Here is a 16,926-nt window from a genome sequence, read left to right on the forward strand (position 1 = left end):
TGACCGGGGCGACCGGCTCGGGTTGGATGGATGCATGACTGACGACCGCACCAAGCCCGAGTTCGACGCCCCCGAGGGTCCGGCCCCCACCGAACTGGTCATCCGCGACATCATCGTGGGCGACGGCGCCGAGGCGAAGCCCGGCGACACCGTCACCGTGCACTACGCCGGTGTCGAGTACGAATCCGGCGAGGAGTTCGACTCCTCGTGGAGCCGCGGTGAGAGCATCCAGTTCCCGCTCCGCGGCCTGATCCAGGGCTGGCAGGACGGCATCCCGGGTATGAAGGTCGGCGGACGCCGCGAGCTCGTGATCCCGCCGCACCTCGCCTACGGCCCCGCCGGCGGTCACTTCCTCGGCGGCAAGACCCTGGTCTTCATCATCGACCTCATCGCGGTCGGCTGACCGACTCGCTCACAGCTCCGAAAGGGGCGGATGCCGCGGCATCCGCCCCTTTTTCTATTCATGGGAATAGAACCCCGGCGCCCGTGCGTTGGACCTGTCATGCCGCCGCGACCGCGGCACTCCCCAGACGAAGGAAGACCATGACCGACTCCACCACGATCGACGTTCCCGGCTACAAGGCGGGCACCTGGGTGCTCGACCCCTCCCACAGCGAGGTGACCTTCAGCGTGCGCCACATGATGATCTCGAAGGTGCGCGGCACGTTCGGCATGAAGAGCGCCACGCTCGTCGCTCCGGAGAACCCGCTCGAGGCAACCGTCGAGGCGAGCGTCGACGTGACATCGGTGGACACCAAGGACGAGGGCCGCGACAACCACCTGCGCTCGGCCGACTTCTTCGACGTCGAGAACCACCCGACCATGGAGTTCCGGTCGACTCGCACCCGCGTCGAGGACGGCGACTTCCTCGTCGACGGCGACCTCACCATCCGCGGCATCACCAAGCCGGTGACCTTCGACTTCGAGTTCGGCGGCTTCGGCACCGACCCGTGGGGCAACTACAAGGCCGGAGCGACCGCGAAGACGGTCGTGAACCGCGAGGACTTCGGCCTCACCTGGAACGCCGCGCTCGAGACCGGCGGCGTGCTCGTGGGCAAGGACATCACCATCACGCTCGACCTGCAGGGCGCTCTGCAGCAGGACTGAGCTCGTCCGCATCGGCGGGTGGGGGGACGGATGCCGCGGCGTCCGTCCCTTCGTCGTTCCGGCGACGCCGGCGCAGGCGGTCCTGCGCGAGGAGGATGCCGAGGAACACGATCAGCGCACCGGCCGGCTCGTTCCACGTCACGGTCTCGCCGAGGATCAGGATGCCGAGGATCACGCCCACCACCGGGGTGATGTACGTTACCGTCGAGGCGCGGGTCGGCCCCCACGCCCGGACCGTGTTCTGGTTCCACACGTAGGCGATCGCCGTGCCGAGGCATCCGAGCAGCAGCAGGCTGACGATGATCGGCACGTCGAGGGCCACCGGGGTGAGCACGAGGAAGGGCGTGAGCAGGGCCATGACCGCGCCGGCCATCGCGATGTACCCGAACGTGAAGCCGAGCGCCGACATCCCGGTGTTCGACACGAACTTGCGCATGTAGGCGAAGCTGAAGCCGTAGCTGGCGGTGGCGCCCAGGATCGCGAGCTCCGCCACCAGGCTGCCGTCGAGCGAGATGCCCTGCCACGGCGCGATGATCACGACGACACCCAGGATGCCGACACCGATGCCGAGCACTTGGACCAGGTTCAGCTTCTCGACCCGGAACACCAGCCACGCCATGATCGCCGTCATGATGGGCGTCGTCGCGTTGAAGATGCTGGCGACGCCCGAGCTCACGTGCTGCTGCGCCCACGAGAAGAGCAGGAACGGGATCACGCAGAACGTCACTCCGAGCACGGTGAGGTGAGCCCACACCTTCAGGCTGCGCGAGAGCGCCTCCCGCCGCAGCAGCACCAGGGCGCCGAGCGTCAGTGCACCGAGCAGGATGCGGGTCCACGCGACCTGCGCCGGCGAGATGCCGGTGAGCGCCACCTTCATGAACAGGAAGCTCGCACCCCACACGATTCCGGCGAGGACGAACTGGGTCGTGACCCAGCCGGACGACGCCGTGCGATCGCGCGGAAGCGCGGCGGGGGCGTCGGTGGAGGGCACCCGGCGACTCTACGCCGGGGCGGTGACGCCCGGCCGCGCCGCCGAGTGCGACGTCCGAAATCCGCCGCAGCGCGACCGTCCGGCTACGGTTCGGGATGCTCGGCGTCGTACGCGCGGAACCGCGGACTGAGCCGCACGAGGAAGGCGACGAGGCCCAGGATGATGAACCCGCCGAGCAGCGGCGGGAACCACAGCGCGGTCAGCGTGGCCAGCGTGCCGGCGTAGAGCGCACCGAGGCGCGGGCCGCCCGCCACCACCACGATGAAGATGCCCTGGAGGCGCCCGCGGAAGGCATCGGGCACCGCGGCCTGCACCATCGTGCTGCGGAAGATCGCGCTGACGTTGTCGGAGGCGCCGGCCACCGCGAGCGTCGCGCACGCCAATGCGATGAGCACGAGATTCGGCGACGTCGCGTCGACGACCTCGGGCGCCAGCCAGCCCAGTGCCGCCGCACCGAGGACGAGTCCGAACGCGGCGATCGCGGCGCCGTATACGAGGATCGCCCGCTCGATGCCGAGGCCCTGATGCCGAACCCGGCCGACAGGCCCGGAGAACAGGCTCGAGAGGAACGCGCCCGCGGCGATCGCCGCCGTGAGGACGCCCGTCGTGATCGGTCCGCCGCCGAGCAGCACGGCTCCGATCGCAGGGAACAGCGCGAGCGGCTGCCCGAACGTCATCGCGATGATGTCGAGCAGGAACTGCAGGCGGATGTTCGAGGCCCGCCGCAGGAACCGGACCCCGTCCTTGAGCGACTCCAGGCCGGGCCGCACGAGGTCGCCCTCCGGCAGCAGGCGAGGGAGCGTCCAGAGGCCGAGGAACAGCGAAAGCATCAGCACGACGTCGAGGGTGTAGGTCCACGCGTAGCCCACGAAGGCGACGAGGAGGCCGGCGAGGGCGGGCCCCGCCATCACCATGATCCCCACCGTGATGCCGCCGAGGGCGGACGCCGCCGGCAGCAGCTCCCGGGGGAGCAGCCGGGGCACGATCGCCTGGCGAGCCGCCATGACGATGGAGTTCGCGGCCGAATTGACGATGCTCAGTGCGTACAGCCACCACACCGTCTCGAGTTCGGCCCACGCGAGCGTCGCGAGGATCACCGTCGAGCCGAACGTCACGGTCGCCGCGACGAGAGCCACGAGCCGCCGGTCGAACGCGTCGGCCAGCATCCCTCCATAGAGTCCCGCGACGATCATCGGAACGAGACCCGCGACGGCGATCATCGCCACGGCGAAGGTCGACTCGGTGAGCTCGTAGACGTGGAGCATGATCGCGACGATGGTCAGCTGACCGCCGAGCCCGGCGAGAGTGGAGCCGATCCACATGCGCGTGAACGCCGGACTGGTCGTGAACGGCCGCAGGTCGATGAAGTGATCGCGACGCAGGCGCGCCATCACCGGGCGTGCCCGGCGGGCGGAGGGAGAGGCATCCTTCGAGGCTATCCCGGCCTCGCGGCATCCGACTCCGCCGGTTACCGTCCGCGTCATCCGGGCTGGTAGACTCTTGAGGTTGCCGTTTGATCGGCCGCGGATAAAGAGAGCTCGCGCATCAGGCGTCGGGCACCGCGCAACGACGAGAAAGGGGATCCCATCTATGCCGCTCGAATCAGACGCCAAGAAGGCGATCATCGAAGAGTACGCGACGCACCCCGGTGACACCGGATCCCCCGAGGTGCAGGTCGCGATGCTGACGCAGCGCATCAAGGACCTCACCGAGCACCTCAAGGAGCACAAGCACGACCACCACTCACGTCGTGGTCTGTTCCTGATGGTCGGTCAGCGTCGTCGTCTCCTGGGCTACCTCCAGGACATCGACATCAACCGCTACCGCTCGCTCATCGAGCGTCTGGGCCTGCGGCGCTAATCGCGTCCAGCGTTCTATCGCGCAGAACATTCTTGTGAAGGCCTCCCCACGGTGTGGGGAGGCCTTCTTCCATTCCGGATGCGGTGAGCACGACTCCTCCACAGGAGATCTGCGCTCGCGCAGGAGCGTGCAGGCACGAATCCTCCTGCGGAAGCGCAGATCTCCTGTGGAACGGATGCCGCAGGCTACGAGGCCGAGGCGGACCGGGCGGCGACGAGGTCGGCGTGGTGGATGGCGGCGACGTCGGGGTGCGCGCGCAGGCGCGACTTGAGCGCGTTCTCGCCGTAGAGGGCGTGGATCGGGTTGGCGGGATCCTGCGTGACGCCGCGCGCCGCAGCGGCGAGCTCGGCGGGAAGCTCGATCAGCGGCAGTCGCTTGTCGAGCGCGGGGTTGAAGAAGAACGGCACCGAGATGCGGTCGTCCGGGTAGCGCGGCGAGATCACGCGGTGGTTCGTCGCCACGAGGTATCCCTGCGTGGCGTACTCGAGCAGCTCGCCGATGTTGACGACGAACGCGCCGGGAACGGGCGGAGCGTCGACCCAGTGCCGCTCCCCGGTGGCGCCGTCCTCACGTTCCACCTGCAGGCCGCCCTTGCCGGGCTCCACCCACAGCAGCGTCAGCACTCCGGAGTCCTTGTGGGCGCCGACTCCCTGCTGCGGCGTCGGGTCCTCCTTGCCGGGGTACCGGACGATCTTGATCAGCGTCGACGGTTCACCGAAGTGCTCGTCGAAGTAGTTCTCGGGCGCGCCCAGCGAGAGCGCCCATGCGCGCAGGAGCTTCCGTGCGACTCCCGAGAGGTGGTCGTGCCACTCCGAGACGACGTCCTGAAGCTCGGGCTGGGCCGCCGGCCACAGGTTGGGTCCGATGAGCCGGAAGAAGTCGGCGGCGTCGGGGTCGGGGATCGCCTCGCGTTCGGGCCCGATGTCGATCTGCTCGCGCCAGTCCACCTTGCCCTGCGTGCGCTCGCCGCCGACGCGCGTGTAGCCGCGGAAGTGGGGGCTCTTGACGTTCTCGATCGCCAGCTTCTCGGCCTCGGGAAGGGCGAAGAAGGTGCGCGCGGCGCGGTGCAGGCGCGACTCGAGCTCGGGCGTGACGCCGGTGCCGGTCAGGTAGAAGAAGCCGACCTCGTGCGTCGCGGCGCGCAGGTCGTCGCGGAACCGCGCGGCGGCCTCGGGGCCCCGATCGAGCTCGGACAGGTCGAGGATCGGCAGGTTGAGGTCGCTCATGCAGCGAGAGTAGGCGGATGCCGCAGCATCCGCCCGTTTGTTTCGGAGGGTTAAGCGCGCGGCGTTACGCGCGCGGCGTCACGCGCGCGCCGCCAGCGCGAACGGCAGCACCGGACCGGCACCGGCCCGCCGCAGCAGTCGTCCGGCCACGGTGAGGGACCAGCGGCTGTCGACGAGGTCGTCGATCAGCAGGATCGGAGCGCCGTCGAGGGCCGCCAGCGCCTCGGCGAGCTGAGGCTCGACCAGGAAGCTCTCGGCGACGCCCGCCAGCCGGTACGCGCTGTTTCCGCCTTCGCCGCTGGGCGCGGTGCCGGTGAGGACGAGCGAGCCGAGGAGGGGGAGGCGTCCGACCTCTGCGATCGTGCGCGCGAGCGACGCCACCAGCAGCGGATGCGAGCGCGACGGCATCGCGACGACCGCGGCCGGGCGGGCCTCCCACTCCCAATCCGCCAGCACGCGGACGCACGCGGCGGCGAGGGACGGCGAGATCTCGGCGTCGGGCGTCCCCGCAGCGAACACGGTGCGCAGCGTGCCGCCCCACCCGAGGTCGGTCAGTCGCGCAAGAACCCGGCCGGGTTCGAGACGCTCATCGCGGGCGATGTTGCCGCGCAGACCGATCCCGAGCCTGTCCATGCCCGACGGCCACTGCGCGCGCGGCTCGAGGAGGACGCCGACGCGGTTGATCGCGGCATCCGCCACCGCCGTCTGCGTGGCCGCGACGTCGGTCGGGTACCAGGGCGCCGTGCAGTTGTCGCACCGCCCGCACGGCGCGGCGGCGGGATCGTCGAGCTCGCGCTGGAGGAACTCCATGCGGCACCCGGTCGTGTTCTCGTACGCGATCATCGCCTGCTGCTCACGGGTGCGCGCCTCGGCGATGCGCCTGTAGCGCTCCGCGTCATAGCTCCACGGGACTCCGGTCGACACCCATCCGCCCTGCACGCGCGCGACCGCTCCGTCGACGTCGAGCACCTTCAGGAGCAGCTCGAGGCGGCTTCGGCGGATGTCGACGCGGGCCTCGAGGGCGATGGTCGAGAGCGGTCCGCCTTCGTGGGCGAGTTCTTCGAGAACCGCCGTCGCCTTCGCCTGTTCGGGCATCGACGATGTGGCGAAGTACTGCCAGATCGCCTGATCCTCCGGTCCGGGGAGCAGCAGGACGTCGGCGCGGTCGGACGCGCGACCCGCGCGACCCACCTGCTGGTAGTACGCCACGGGGGTGGACGGCGCGCCGAGGTGCAGCACGAAGGAGAGGTCGGGTTTGTCGAACCCCATGCCGAGCGCGCTGGTGGCGACGAGCGCCTTCACCCGGTTCTCCTTGAGGAGGCGCTCGGAGTCCTCCCGCTCGGCGGGGTCGGTCTGGCCGGTGTAGGCCCGCACCTCGTGACCGGCCTCGCGCAGCATCCGGGCGGTGTCCTCCGCGGCCGAGACGGTGAGCGCGTAGATGATGCCGCTGCCCTCGAGATCGCCGAGGTGGCTCAGCAGCCACGCCAGACGAGTCGCCGCGTCGGGGAGCCGGAGCACCCCGAGGCGGAGCGACTCGCGTCCGAGCGGCCCGCGGATGGTCAGCACGCCGACGCCGCCCGCGCCCAGCTGCTCCTCGACGTCGTGCACGACCCGCTCGTTCGCCGTGGCCGTCGTGGCGAGCACGGGCACGCCGGCCGGCATGCCGACGATCAGGTCGCGCAGCCGGCGGTAGTCGGGACGGAAGTCGTGACCCCAGTCCGAGATGCAGTGCGCCTCGTCGATGACCAGCAGGCCGACCCGCGCCATCAGGGCGGGCAGCTGATCGTCGCGGAACCGCGGGTTGTTCAGTCGCTCCGGACTCACCAGCAGAACGTCGACCTCGTCGTTCTGGAGCCGGGAGAGGATCTCGGCCCATTCCAGCGGATTCGCGGAGCTGATGCTCGCCGCACGGACGCCCGCGCGCTCGGCGGCCGCCACCTGATCGCGCATGAGCGCGAGGAGGGGCGAGACGAGGACGGTCGGCCCGGCGCCGCGCCGCCGCAGGAGCAGGGTGGCGACGAAGTACACCGCGGACTTCCCCCACCCCGTGCGCTGCACGACGAGCGCTCGCGCGCGGTCGCCCACGAGCGACTCGATCGCCTCGAACTGCCCGTCGTGGAACGTCGCGCGGTCGTGGCCCACCAGTCTGCGCAGGGCCGCGAGTGCCTCGTCGTGCAGGTCGCCGGGGGTGTCGTCGCTCACCCCGTGACCGTACAGGGAGTCGCCGACGTCACCCGCATCGAGACCGGGCTCAGCCGTTCTGACGCGGGTCCGCCTGCGCCCGGGGCTGCTGCTCGCGCGGGCGACGGCTTCCGGTCGGGTCGCTGCGGCGCCCCTCGCGGCCGGCGAGCGTGCGGTCGGCGAAGAGCCATGTGGGGCGCGGCTCGACGAGGGGCCGGAACACACGGCGCACCGGCTTCGTCGCCAGCCCCAGCGCGATGAGCACGGACGCCACGATGACGATCGGCAGCCACAGCCAGGTCGGGTCGAGGTCGCGCAGCGCACCGGACTCGCGGAACGGATAGAGGACGAACGAGTGCAGCAGGTAGACGTACATCGTGTACTGCCCGAAGTGGGTCCACCAGTGCGAGCCGCGGGGGAGCAGCGCGAAGAACGCCGCGCTCAGCACGATGGCCACGACCATGAGGGCGAGACGCACGCCGCCCGCCCACCACATGGTCCCTCCGATCGCCGCATAGTTGTCGTCGTAGAACAGCCACTCGCGCAGATTCATCGCCCGCCAGTCGTCCACGAAGAACCAGGCCGCCCAGCCGGCCACGAGGAACGCGCCGGTCGCTGCGGCGAAGGCCCACCACGGCCGGCGTCCCAGCAGCCGCCAGCGTTCCACGACGTCGTGCTCGCGCAGCCACCAGCCGAGCGTGAAGAACGGCAGCAGGCCGAGCGTCCGCGAGAGCGAGAAGGTGGAGTCGATGTTCGGGAGGTACCCGGCGCCGATCGAGATGAGGACGGTCCACAGCAACGGCCAGCGCAGCAGCGCGAGGTACGGCAGGACGAGCCGGAAGATCCCCAGCGCCAGCAGGAACCACAGCGTCCAGGAGGGCTCGGTGATGTTGGGGTTGGCGCGCCCCTCGACGATCCACTTCGTGAGGGTCCACAGCCCTTCGAAGATCACGTACGGCACCAGGATGTCGGTGATGACACGGGCCATCTGCCGGCGGCTGGGTGCGTCGGACTTCGAGAAATAGCCGGAGATGATCGCGAACGCGGGCATGTGGAACGCGTACACGACCAGGTAGAGCCCGAGCGCGATGTCGGAGTCGTAGGTGAGGCGCTGCACCGCGTGCCCGAGCACGACCAGCACGATGCACGCGAATCGGGCGTTGTCCCAGAACGGCACGCGTCGCCGGGCGCGGGCGATCGGCCCCGTCGGGGGTGCCGTCGTCGGCGGAGCGCTCCTGTCGGTCATCCTGATCCCTTCCGCCGGACGATCACCAGGCTATCCGCCCCCTTCCTGCACCGCCCGGGCTTGACACCGCGTCCCGCACTCCCTGAGTCTGAGGTTCCGGCTGCGAGGAGACACGATGGCGGATGCTGTGAGCCCTGATCACGAGCGCCCTGCGGCGGAGGTGACGACCGGCCGATTGCGCGGCGCCCGCACCGAGGGGATCGACCGGTTCCTCGGCATCCCGTACGCGTCGCCGCCGACGGGTGAGCGTCGATTCCGCGCCCCGGAGCCACCCGCGGCGTGGGACGGGGAGCGGGATGCCGCGGCCTTCGCCGCGACGGCCCCGCAGGCGCCGTATCCCGCCGCGCTCGCGAAATACCTGCCGACGGTCGACGTCCCCGGCGACGGGTTCCTCTCGCTCAACGTCTGGACGCCGGCGGACCGCGCCGATCGCGGGCCGCTGCCGGTGCTGGTATGGGTGCACGGAGGCGCGCTCACGCGGGGATCCGCGGCGCTCGCCGCGTACGACGGGACGACGTTCGCCCGCCACGGCATCGTCTTCGTCTCGCTGCAGTACCGGCTCGGTCAGGAGGGGTTCGCCGTCCTCGACGGCGTGCCGCAGAATCTGGGCGTGCTCGACCAGCAGGCGGCGCTGCGCTGGGTGCGACGTGAGATCGCCGCGTTCGGGGGCGACCCCGCGCGCGTCACGGTCATGGGGCAGTCGGCGGGAGCGAACACCCTCACCGCGCTGCTGGCGCTTCCGCACGCGGCCGAGCTCTTCGACCGCGCCATTCTGCAGAGCGGTCCGCTGTCGGCGCAGTCGCGCGACAAGGCGGGCCGCATGACGCGAGCCGTCGCGAAGCGGGCGGGAGTGGCGGCGACACGTGCGGGTTTCGCCGGGGTTCCGGCATCCGATCTGGTCATCGCGCAGTCCGAGGTGTCTGCCGGATCCTCGCCGCTCGGCCGCGGCCCGGCCGTCGCGCTCTCGGTGGGCGGCGAGGCGGTCCCGGTCGATCCGCTCGCGGCGCTGCTCGCCGGCTCGAGCCGGGACATCCCGGTGCTGATCGGGTCGACGAGCGAGGAGTACCGCCTGTGGTTCGTCCCCGGTGGCACGGTCGACCGCATCGGCGGCTGGACGCTGACGCTCGCCCGGCTCGCGTCGCGCGTTCCGAAGCGCGTGGTCGATGCGCACCGTCGTCGGCGACCGGATGCCTCGCCCGGCGAGATCCTCGGCGAGGTGGTCACCGACGTGCTGCTGCGCGGGCCGATCACGCGCTTCGCCGACAGTCGTGTCGACGGCCCCGCGCCGACGTGGGTGTACGAGTTCCGGTGGCGCAGTCCCGTCGACCGGCTGGGCGCCGCCCACGCGATGGAGCTCGGCTTCGTCTTCGACCGCCTCGACGCACCGGACTCGATCGCCCTCGGCGGGCCGGATGCTCCGCAAATGCTGGCCGACGCTATGCACGGCGCGTGGGTCGCCTTCGCGAAGGGCGACGAGCCCGGATGGGAGGCGTGGTCGTCGAGGCGTCCGGTGCAGGCGTTCGACGCCGACGGCGGCCATATCGACTACGCGCCGCGGCAGGACGAGCTCTCGGGGCTGCCCGAGCGGTAGTCTGACCGCGCCATGACGACGATCGACGACGCCCTCGCCCGGGATCGGGCTCTTCCCGACATCGACTGGCGCGTCTTCCCGGAGGGGACGGTCCACGACAGGTTCGCCGCGCCGAGCGGCGCGCTCGCGCGCGTGCGAATGGGCGACCCCGCTGCGCCGCGCGTTCTGCTGGTCTCCGGCGTAGCGGGATCCAAAGAGGACTTCATCCTGCTGTTCCCACTGTTCGCCGCGGCCGGGTACCGGGTCGAGTCGTACGACCTCGCGGGTCACTACGGATCGGTCGACGCGGGGCCGCAGAACCTCGATCCGCCGCGCGAGCACTACGACTACCGGCTCTTCCTGGACGACTTCATTGCGATCCTCGAGGACGGCGGCGGGCCGGTGCACGTTCTCGGCTACAGCTTCGCCGGCCTCCTCGCCGAGCTCGCTCTCGTCGAGCGTCCGGACCTGTTCGCCAGCATCACGCTCATGGCTGCGCCGCCGGCGACCGGCCAGGTCTTCCGCGGGGTCAAGCACATCGGCCCGATCTCCGACATGCCTCCGCACCGCGCGGCGGGCCTCATCCTGTGGGGCATCCGCTACAACCTCAATCGCACGCCGCCGTTGCGGATCGCGTTCGTGCGCGAGCGGATGGCCGTCACGCAGCGCCCGGTGATCGACGACGTCGTGGGGCTCATGATGGCGACCCCCGACTTCGCCGACGACGTCGCCGGCATCGGCATCCCGAAGCTCATCGCGGTCGGCGAGTCCGACCTGTGGCCCACCGAGCAGCATGCCGCGTATGCCGAGCGCATCGGCGCGCACGTCGCGGTGTATCCGACCGGCCATGCCCCCTGCGAGACCGCCCCGCACCAGCTCGTGCGCGACATGCTCGCGCTGTTCGCCGAGGCCTGACTCCGGACCGCCGATCACGAGGAAGCCATGATGTCCGCCCACCCCACCACTCCTCCCGCCGCGCTCACGCCCGCGTGGTGGACGTCCGCGGTCGTCTACCAGATCTATCCGCGTTCGTTCCAGGACTCGGACGGCGACGGGGTCGGCGACCTGCGCGGCGTGCTCCGGCGCATCGACCACCTCGCCGCACTCGGCGTGGACGTCGTGTGGTTCTCGCCCATGTACCGCAGCCCGCAGGACGACAACGGCTACGACATCAGCGACTATCAGGACATCGACCCTCTCTTCGGGACGCTCGACGACCTCGATGAGGTCGTCGAGGCCCTCCACGCACGGGGCATCAGGGTCGTGATGGACCTCGTCGTGAACCACACGAGCGACGAGCATCCGTGGTTCGTGGAGTCGCGCTCGTCGATCGACAGTCCGAAGCGCGACTGGTACTGGTGGCGCCCCGCACGGGCGGGCTTCGCACCGGGTGAGCCCGCCGCGGAGCCGACCAACTGGGAGTCGTTCTTCTCCGGCTCGACGTGGGAGCTCGACCCCGGCTCGGGGGAGTACTACCTCCACCTGTTCAGCCGGAAGCAGCCCGATCTCAACTGGGAGAACCCGCAGGTGCGGGAAGCGGTCTACGCGATGATGCGGTGGTGGCTGGATCGCGGGATCGACGGCTTCCGGATGGATGTCATCAACCTCATCTCCAAGGCGACCGGTTCCGACGGCTCGCTGCCGGACGGCGCGGTCGTGCGCGGACGGTTCGGCGATGCGGGGCCGTTCACGATGAACGGGCCCCGGCTGCACGAGTTCCTCCAGGAGATGCACCGAGAGGTCTTCCACGGGCGTCGCGACGGCCTGCTGCTGGTCGGCGAGACGCCGGGCGCGACCGTCGAGGACGGCGTGCTGCTCACCGATCCCGCGCGCGCCGAACTCGACATGGTATTCACCTTCGAGCACATGGGCCTCGACCACGGTCCCGGCGGTCGCTTCGATCGTCGACCGCTCGATCTGCGCGACCTGAAGGCGACCATGGCCCGCTGGCAGCGCGGGCTCGAGTCGACCGGGTGGAACTCGCTCTACTGGGAGAACCACGACCAGCCGCGCATCGTCTCGCGGTTCGGCGACGACGGCGCACACCGGCGGGACTCGGCGACCGCGCTCGCCACGCTGCTCCACCTCCATCGCGGCACGCCCTACGTCTACCAGGGCGAGGAACTGGGCATGACGAATGCCCACTTCGCCGCGCTCTCGTCGTATCGCGACATCGAGTCGCTCAACTTCGCGGACTCCGCACAGGGGCAGGGACTCCTCGACGAGCAGCAGCTGGTGGAGGCGCTCGCCTTCGGCAGCCGCGACAATGCCCGTACGCCGATGCAGTGGGATGCGACGGCCCACGCGGGCTTCACGACGGGAGAGCCGTGGCTGCAGGTGAACCCGAACCACGTCGAGGTCAACGCCGCCTCCGAGCGCGCCGACGCGGCATCCGTCTTCCATCACTACCGGCGACTGATCGCGCTGCGTCACGACGATCCTGTGGTGAGGTTCGGCGACTTCCGGATGCTGCTTCCCGACGACCCGGACGTGTACGCCTTCACGCGATCGCTCGAGGGCACGACACTCGTCGTCGCGTGCAACGTCTCCGGCTCGCCGCGATCCGCCTCGATCGACGAGCTGGCGGCTGCGAGCGAACTCGTGCTCGGAAACCTTCCCGGCGAGCCGGCGATCCATGGTGGGGTCGTCACGCTCCGCCCGTGGGAGGCGGTGGTCCTCCGCGTGCGCGGACCGATCGACTGACGGCGACGCGCCGCGCCCGGGTGTAGCGTCGGGAGCCCGGGGACTCTCCTGCCCTCCGCACGGAACGAGGCCCACCATGACGACTGCTGGACTGACACTCGGCGTGATCGGAACGTCGCGCAAGCCCGATGAGCGGCGCGTGCCGATCCATCCCGCTCACTTCGAGCGCATCGACCAGGAGCTCCGAAGCCGCATCTCCGTCGAAGCCGGCTACGGGGAGCGCTTCGGTGTGGTCGACGACGAGCTGCGTCCGCTCGTCGGACGGATCGCCTCGCGCGCGGACGTCATCGCGACCTCCGACGTGGTCCTGCTGCCCAAGCCTCAGCTCGACGACCTCCGCGGTCTGCGCGACGGCCAGGTGCTGTGGGGCTGGCCGCACCTGGTGCAGGACGAGGCGATGACGCAGCTCGCCATCGACAAGCGACTGACGGTGATCGCGTTCGAGGCGATGAACCACTGGGGCAGCGACGGCGCGTTCGGGCTGCACGTGTTCCACCTCAACAACGAGCTCGCCGGCTACTGCTCGGTGCTGCACGCCCTGCAGCTGTGCGGATCGACCGGCGACTACGGGCGCCGCCTGACGGCCGTAGTGATCGGCTTCGGGGCGACCGCGCGCGGCGCCGTCACCGCGCTGCGCGCGCACGGCGTGCACGAGGTGCGCGTGCTGACCAACCGCCGGACGGCCGCAGTGGCTGCTCCGATCCACGCCGCGCACATCATCCAGTTCGACCACGACGACGAGCCGTATCTCAGCGAGGTCATCACCGACGACGGTCGCGTGCCGCTCGCGCCGTTCCTCGCCGAGAGCGACATCGTGGTGAACTGCACGCTGCAGGATCCCAACCATCCGCTCCTCTACCTCCGCGAGAGCGACCTCGGCGCCTTCCGCCCGGGCAGCCTCATCGTCGACGTCTCGTGCGACGAGGGGATGGGGTTCGAGTGGGCGCGGCCGACCTCGTTCCTCGAGCCGATGTTCACCGTGGGCGACACGATCAACTACTACGGGGTGGACCACAGCCCGTCGTACCTGTGGAACTCCGCCAGCTGGGAGATCAGTGAAGCGCTCCTGGGCTTCGTTCCGGTCGTGATGGGCGGATCGACCGCGTGGGCGGCGAACGAGACGATCCGCCGGGCGACGGAGATCGCCGACGGCGTCGTCGCCAACCCCGCGATCCTCGAGTTCCAGCGACGTGATTCGGCTTTTCCGCACCGGATCGGAATATCCTGACGCAGACCGCGTTGCATGAGATACATTCACATGCATAGAAACGCGAGGAGCGACGTGAACGACATCACACCCCAGATGCAGTTCGGCATCTTCACGGTGAGCGACATCACCGAGGACCCGACGAACGGCACGACGCCGAGCGAGGCGGACAAGATCCGCAACGCCGTGACCGTGGCCAAGCACGCCGAAGAGGTGGGCCTCGACGTCTTCGCGCTGGGTGAGCACCACAACCCGCCGTTCTGGTCCTCTTCGCCCACGACGACCCTTGCGTACATCGCCGCCCAGACCGAGCGGCTCATCCTGTCGACGGCCACGACGCTGATCACCACGAACGACCCGGTGAAGATCGCCGAGGACTACGCGATGCTGCAGCACCTGTCGGGGGGCCGCGCAGATCTGATGATCGGTCGCGGCAACACCGGGCCGGTGTACCCCTGGTTCGGCAAGGACATCCGTCAGGGACTGCCGCTCGCGATCGAGAACTACAACCTGCTGCACCGCCTCTGGCGCGAGGACGTCGTGGACTGGGAGGGCCAGTTCCGCACGCCGCTGCAGGGGTTCACCTCGACGCCGCGCCCCCTCGACGGCATCGCCCCGTTCGTGTGGCATGGCTCGATCCGCACGCCCGAGATCGCCGAGCAGGCCGCGTACTACGGCGACGGCTTCTTCGCGAACAACATCTTCTGGCCGAAGGAGCACTACCAGCGGCTGATCACGCTGTACCGTCAGCGCTACGCCCACTACGGACACGGCACGCCCGAGCAGGCGATCGTGGGTCTCGGAGGCCAGGTGTTCATGGCCAAGAACTCGCAGGACGCCGTGAACGCGTTCCGCCCGTACTTCGACAACGCCCCGGTCTACGGCCACGGCCCGTCGCTCGAGGACTTCAGCGAGATGACTCCGCTCACCGTCGGATCCCCGCAGCAGGTCATCGACCGGTACGCCGCGATGCGCGAGACCTACGGCGACTACCAGCGTCAGCTGTTCCTCATCGACCACGCGGGTCTGCCGCTCAAGTCGGTGCTCGAGCAGCTCGACATCCTCGGCGGCGAAGTCGTGCCCGTGCTCCGCAAGGAGCTCCTGCAGGGCCGCCCGGCAGAGGTTCCGGATGCTCCGACCCACGCCAACCGCGTGCGGGCCCAGTACGGCGACGCCGCTCCGCGACAGGCCGTCCCCGGCGCCAACCGCGGCGACAACCTCACGGCGGGCTCGCCCTACCAGGACGCACCGGTGAAGGCCGGGGCCGCGTTCGGCGCGGCCGCCACCCGGACGGAGGCCTGACATGAGCACGCGCCGCATCGCCGTCCTCTCGGCCGGCCTCTCCAACCCCTCCTCGACCCGCATGCTCGCCGACCGGCTCGCCGCCGCGACCGCGAAGCAGCTGACGGAGCGGGACATCGAGGTGGAGGTCGACGTGTTCGAGCTGCGCGACTACGCGCACGACATCACCAACAACCTGCTCACCGGGTTCGCGCCGCCCGCTCTCGAGTCGATGATCAACACGGTCGTGTCGGCCGACGCCGTCATCGCAGTGACGCCGATCTTCTCGACGAGCTACTCGGGACTCTTCAAGTCGTTCATCGACGTGCTGGATCCCGATGCGCTGTCCGGCAAGCCCGTGCTCATCGGCGCGAACGCCGGCACCGCACGTCACTCGCTCGCGATCGACTACGCGATCCGTCCGCTGTTCACCTACCTCCATGCGGAGCCCGTCTCGACCGGCGTGTTCGCCGCGTCGAGCGACTGGGGTGCGGCCGGAGACCAGGTCGCACCGCTGGGGGAGCGCGTCGAGCGCGGCGCCCGCGAGCTCGCCGACGCTATCGCGCGTCGCGAGCCCGCCAAGAACGACGACCCGTACGACCCGGCGAACTACCTCGGCGAGGGGCGCTCGTTCGGCCACCTCCTCGGAGGCCTCACCGGCGAGTAGCCGCTACGACAGCACGATGTCCGCGGGTGCGCGGAGAGGACGCCAGTCGCCCTCTCCGCGCACCGTCGTCTGCGGGAGCACGTCGGCGTGGACCAGCGGCCCGAGATCGACTCCGGCGAGCCCCTCGATGTCGGCGATCGGCGCCTGGAACGTGCGATACGCGCCGAGGCGGGGCACGGCGAGCACTCCCTGGCTCGTATCGATCAGGTCGGACTGGTCGAGCACGAACCCCGCTGCCTCGAGGAGGGGCGTACCCGCGGCATCCGTCTGCACCCACGCGGCGACTTTGAAGAACCGACGAGGGATCCGCACACCCCGGTACTCGGGGTCGTCGGCGGCCAGCACAGGTGCGGTGACGACGCTGATCCGCTGGTGGGTGGTCTCGGCGTACGTGAGGACGTGGTCCTCGAGCCCGAGCCACAGCTCCTTCGACTGGTTGAACGCGCCCGCCTGCGGTGCGGCGTTGGTGTAGAAGAAGGTCGCCTCCGTCGCCTCGCGCGCTTCGGCGACCGTGCCCCACCCGGGATCGCGCCGGCGCACGAGGTGCCCGCGGTCGAGGTCGTTGTCGGCGTACACCGCGGGTCCGGTCTGCTCGGACGCGGGGATGCGCTCGTCGAGGCGCCACTCGCCGGTGCGGGGCACGTCGCGCAGCAGGGACCCGTCGATGTTCACCGCCGTCACCGCGGCGAGCCGGCGCTCGGCGTCGAGCACGACCGTGAATCGCGGATACACCAGCTCTCGCGTCGCCGCGTCGCCCAGCGGAACGGGAAGCGGCACCACGACCCCGAGGAACAGCTCGTCGTAGCCCGTCACGTCCGCCATCCCCCCATCCTGCCCGGTGCCCCCGACTCTCTCGCCCCGTTCCGCGGTCGGAACACGCCGATGCA

General features: G+C 70.2%; 15 protein-coding genes. 9 read left to right on the forward strand and 6 right to left on the reverse strand.

Annotation, left to right across the window (positions count from 1 at the left end):
* Nucleotides 1-34: 34 nt before the first annotated feature.
* Together OL358_RS11515 and OL358_RS11520 are read left to right on the forward strand one after the other, a co-directional pair.
* The gene (locus tag OL358_RS11515) at nt 35-403 is read left to right on the forward strand and encodes an FKBP-type peptidyl-prolyl cis-trans isomerase (protein WP_264710107.1); all 369 of its coding nucleotides are present in this window, start codon (nt 35-37) and stop codon (nt 401-403) included.
* A gap of 140 nt (nt 404-543) precedes the next feature.
* The gene (locus tag OL358_RS11520) at nt 544-1,107 is read left to right on the forward strand and encodes a YceI family protein (RefSeq protein WP_264710108.1); all 564 of its coding nucleotides are present in this window, start codon (nt 544-546) and stop codon (nt 1,105-1,107) included.
* On the opposite strand, the gene OL358_RS11525 is transcribed toward OL358_RS11520, so the two are convergent.
* Both OL358_RS11525 and OL358_RS11530 read right to left on the reverse strand, forming a co-directional pair.
* Entirely contained in the window at nt 1,070-2,098 is a 1,029-nt protein-coding gene (locus OL358_RS11525; RefSeq protein ID WP_264710109.1) for a DMT family transporter, read from the reverse strand. The two genes, OL358_RS11520 and OL358_RS11525, sit on opposite strands and share 38 nt — an antisense overlap.
* Nucleotides 2,099-2,181: 83 nt before the next feature.
* Complete coding sequence (locus OL358_RS11530; RefSeq protein WP_264710289.1) at nt 2,182-3,489, reverse strand: MFS transporter; 1,308 nt, start codon at nt 3,487-3,489, stop codon at nt 2,182-2,184.
* A 199-nt stretch (nt 3,490-3,688) separates the two neighbouring features.
* Between OL358_RS11530 and rpsO the strand changes: the two genes are divergently transcribed.
* Nucleotides 3,689-3,958: a 30S ribosomal protein S15 gene (rpsO, locus tag OL358_RS11535; RefSeq protein WP_056121136.1), complete on the forward strand. Its 270-nt coding sequence runs from the start codon at nt 3,689-3,691 to the stop codon at nt 3,956-3,958.
* Nucleotides 3,959-4,143: 185 nt separating this feature from the next.
* On the opposite strand, the gene OL358_RS11540 is transcribed toward rpsO, so the two are convergent.
* The 3 genes from OL358_RS11540 to OL358_RS11550 form a co-directional block, all read right to left on the reverse strand.
* Nucleotides 4,144-5,184, reverse strand: a complete 1,041-nt coding sequence (locus tag OL358_RS11540) for an isopenicillin N synthase family dioxygenase (protein ID WP_264710110.1) — start codon at nt 5,182-5,184, stop codon at nt 4,144-4,146.
* 78 nt (nt 5,185-5,262) lie between these two features.
* Nucleotides 5,263-7,386 (reverse strand): RecQ family ATP-dependent DNA helicase, encoded by a 2,124-nt coding sequence (locus tag OL358_RS11545; RefSeq protein WP_264710111.1) that lies wholly within the window; start codon nt 7,384-7,386, stop codon nt 5,263-5,265.
* A 49-nt stretch (nt 7,387-7,435) separates the two neighbouring features.
* Nucleotides 7,436-8,611, reverse strand: a complete 1,176-nt coding sequence (locus OL358_RS11550; protein ID WP_264710112.1) for an acyltransferase family protein — start codon at nt 8,609-8,611, stop codon at nt 7,436-7,438.
* A 115-nt stretch (nt 8,612-8,726) separates the two neighbouring features.
* Between OL358_RS11550 and OL358_RS11555 the strand changes: the two genes are divergently transcribed.
* The 6 genes from OL358_RS11555 (at nt 8,727) to OL358_RS11580 (ending at nt 16,039) form a co-directional block, all read left to right on the forward strand.
* Nucleotides 8,727-10,202: a carboxylesterase/lipase family protein gene (locus tag OL358_RS11555; RefSeq protein ID WP_264710113.1), complete on the forward strand. Its 1,476-nt coding sequence runs from the start codon at nt 8,727-8,729 to the stop codon at nt 10,200-10,202.
* Nucleotides 10,203-10,214: 12 nt separating this feature from the next.
* Complete coding sequence (locus OL358_RS11560) at nt 10,215-11,096, forward strand: alpha/beta fold hydrolase (protein ID WP_264710114.1); 882 nt, start codon at nt 10,215-10,217, stop codon at nt 11,094-11,096.
* A gap of 30 nt (nt 11,097-11,126) precedes the next feature.
* On the forward strand, nt 11,127-12,884 hold the full coding sequence (locus OL358_RS11565; RefSeq protein WP_264710115.1) for a glycoside hydrolase family 13 protein: 1,758 nt from the start codon (nt 11,127-11,129) through the stop codon (nt 12,882-12,884).
* A 76-nt stretch (nt 12,885-12,960) separates the two neighbouring features.
* On the forward strand, nt 12,961-14,112 hold the full coding sequence (locus OL358_RS11570; protein ID WP_264710116.1) for a N(5)-(carboxyethyl)ornithine synthase: 1,152 nt from the start codon (nt 12,961-12,963) through the stop codon (nt 14,110-14,112).
* 75 nt (nt 14,113-14,187) lie between these two features.
* Complete coding sequence (locus tag OL358_RS11575; RefSeq protein ID WP_264710290.1) at nt 14,188-15,393, forward strand: LLM class flavin-dependent oxidoreductase; 1,206 nt, start codon at nt 14,188-14,190, stop codon at nt 15,391-15,393.
* Between the two features lies 1 nt (nt 15,394).
* On the forward strand, nt 15,395-16,039 hold the full coding sequence (locus tag OL358_RS11580) for an FMN reductase (protein ID WP_264710117.1): 645 nt from the start codon (nt 15,395-15,397) through the stop codon (nt 16,037-16,039).
* A 3-nt stretch (nt 16,040-16,042) separates the two neighbouring features.
* On the opposite strand, the gene OL358_RS11585 is transcribed toward OL358_RS11580, so the two are convergent.
* Complete coding sequence (locus OL358_RS11585; protein ID WP_264710118.1) at nt 16,043-16,861, reverse strand: DNA/RNA non-specific endonuclease; 819 nt, start codon at nt 16,859-16,861, stop codon at nt 16,043-16,045.
* Between the last annotated feature and the right edge of the window lie 65 nt (nt 16,862-16,926).

The organism is Microbacterium sp. SSM24 (assembly GCF_025989145.1).
Lineage (GTDB): Bacteria > Actinomycetota > Actinomycetes > Actinomycetales > Microbacteriaceae > Microbacterium.

Excerpts from the sequence above, each read along its gene's own strand:
- OL358_RS11570 (WP_264710116.1), top strand. The coding sequence starts at position 12,961 with ATGACGACTGCTGGACTGACACTCGGCGTGATCGGAACGTCGCGCAAG.
- OL358_RS11550 (WP_264710112.1), bottom strand. The coding sequence starts at position 8,611 with ATGACCGACAGGAGCGCTCCGCCGACGACGGCACCCCCGACGGGGCCG.
- OL358_RS11560 (WP_264710114.1), top strand. The coding sequence starts at position 10,215 with ATGACGACGATCGACGACGCCCTCGCCCGGGATCGGGCTCTTCCCGAC.
- OL358_RS11515 (WP_264710107.1), top strand. The coding sequence starts at position 35 with ATGACTGACGACCGCACCAAGCCCGAGTTCGACGCCCCCGAGGGTCCG.
- rpsO (WP_056121136.1), top strand. The coding sequence starts at position 3,689 with ATGCCGCTCGAATCAGACGCCAAGAAGGCGATCATCGAAGAGTACGCG.
- OL358_RS11540 (WP_264710110.1), bottom strand. The coding sequence starts at position 5,184 with ATGAGCGACCTCAACCTGCCGATCCTCGACCTGTCCGAGCTCGATCGG.
- OL358_RS11520 (WP_264710108.1), top strand. The coding sequence starts at position 544 with ATGACCGACTCCACCACGATCGACGTTCCCGGCTACAAGGCGGGCACC.
- OL358_RS11555 (WP_264710113.1), top strand. The coding sequence starts at position 8,727 with ATGGCGGATGCTGTGAGCCCTGATCACGAGCGCCCTGCGGCGGAGGTG.
- OL358_RS11575 (WP_264710290.1), top strand. The coding sequence starts at position 14,188 with ATGCAGTTCGGCATCTTCACGGTGAGCGACATCACCGAGGACCCGACG.
- OL358_RS11585 (WP_264710118.1), bottom strand. The coding sequence starts at position 16,861 with ATGGCGGACGTGACGGGCTACGACGAGCTGTTCCTCGGGGTCGTGGTG.
- OL358_RS11565 (WP_264710115.1), top strand. The coding sequence starts at position 11,127 with ATGTCCGCCCACCCCACCACTCCTCCCGCCGCGCTCACGCCCGCGTGG.
- OL358_RS11580 (WP_264710117.1), top strand. The coding sequence starts at position 15,395 with ATGAGCACGCGCCGCATCGCCGTCCTCTCGGCCGGCCTCTCCAACCCC.
- OL358_RS11530 (WP_264710289.1), bottom strand. The coding sequence starts at position 3,489 with ATGGCGCGCCTGCGTCGCGATCACTTCATCGACCTGCGGCCGTTCACG.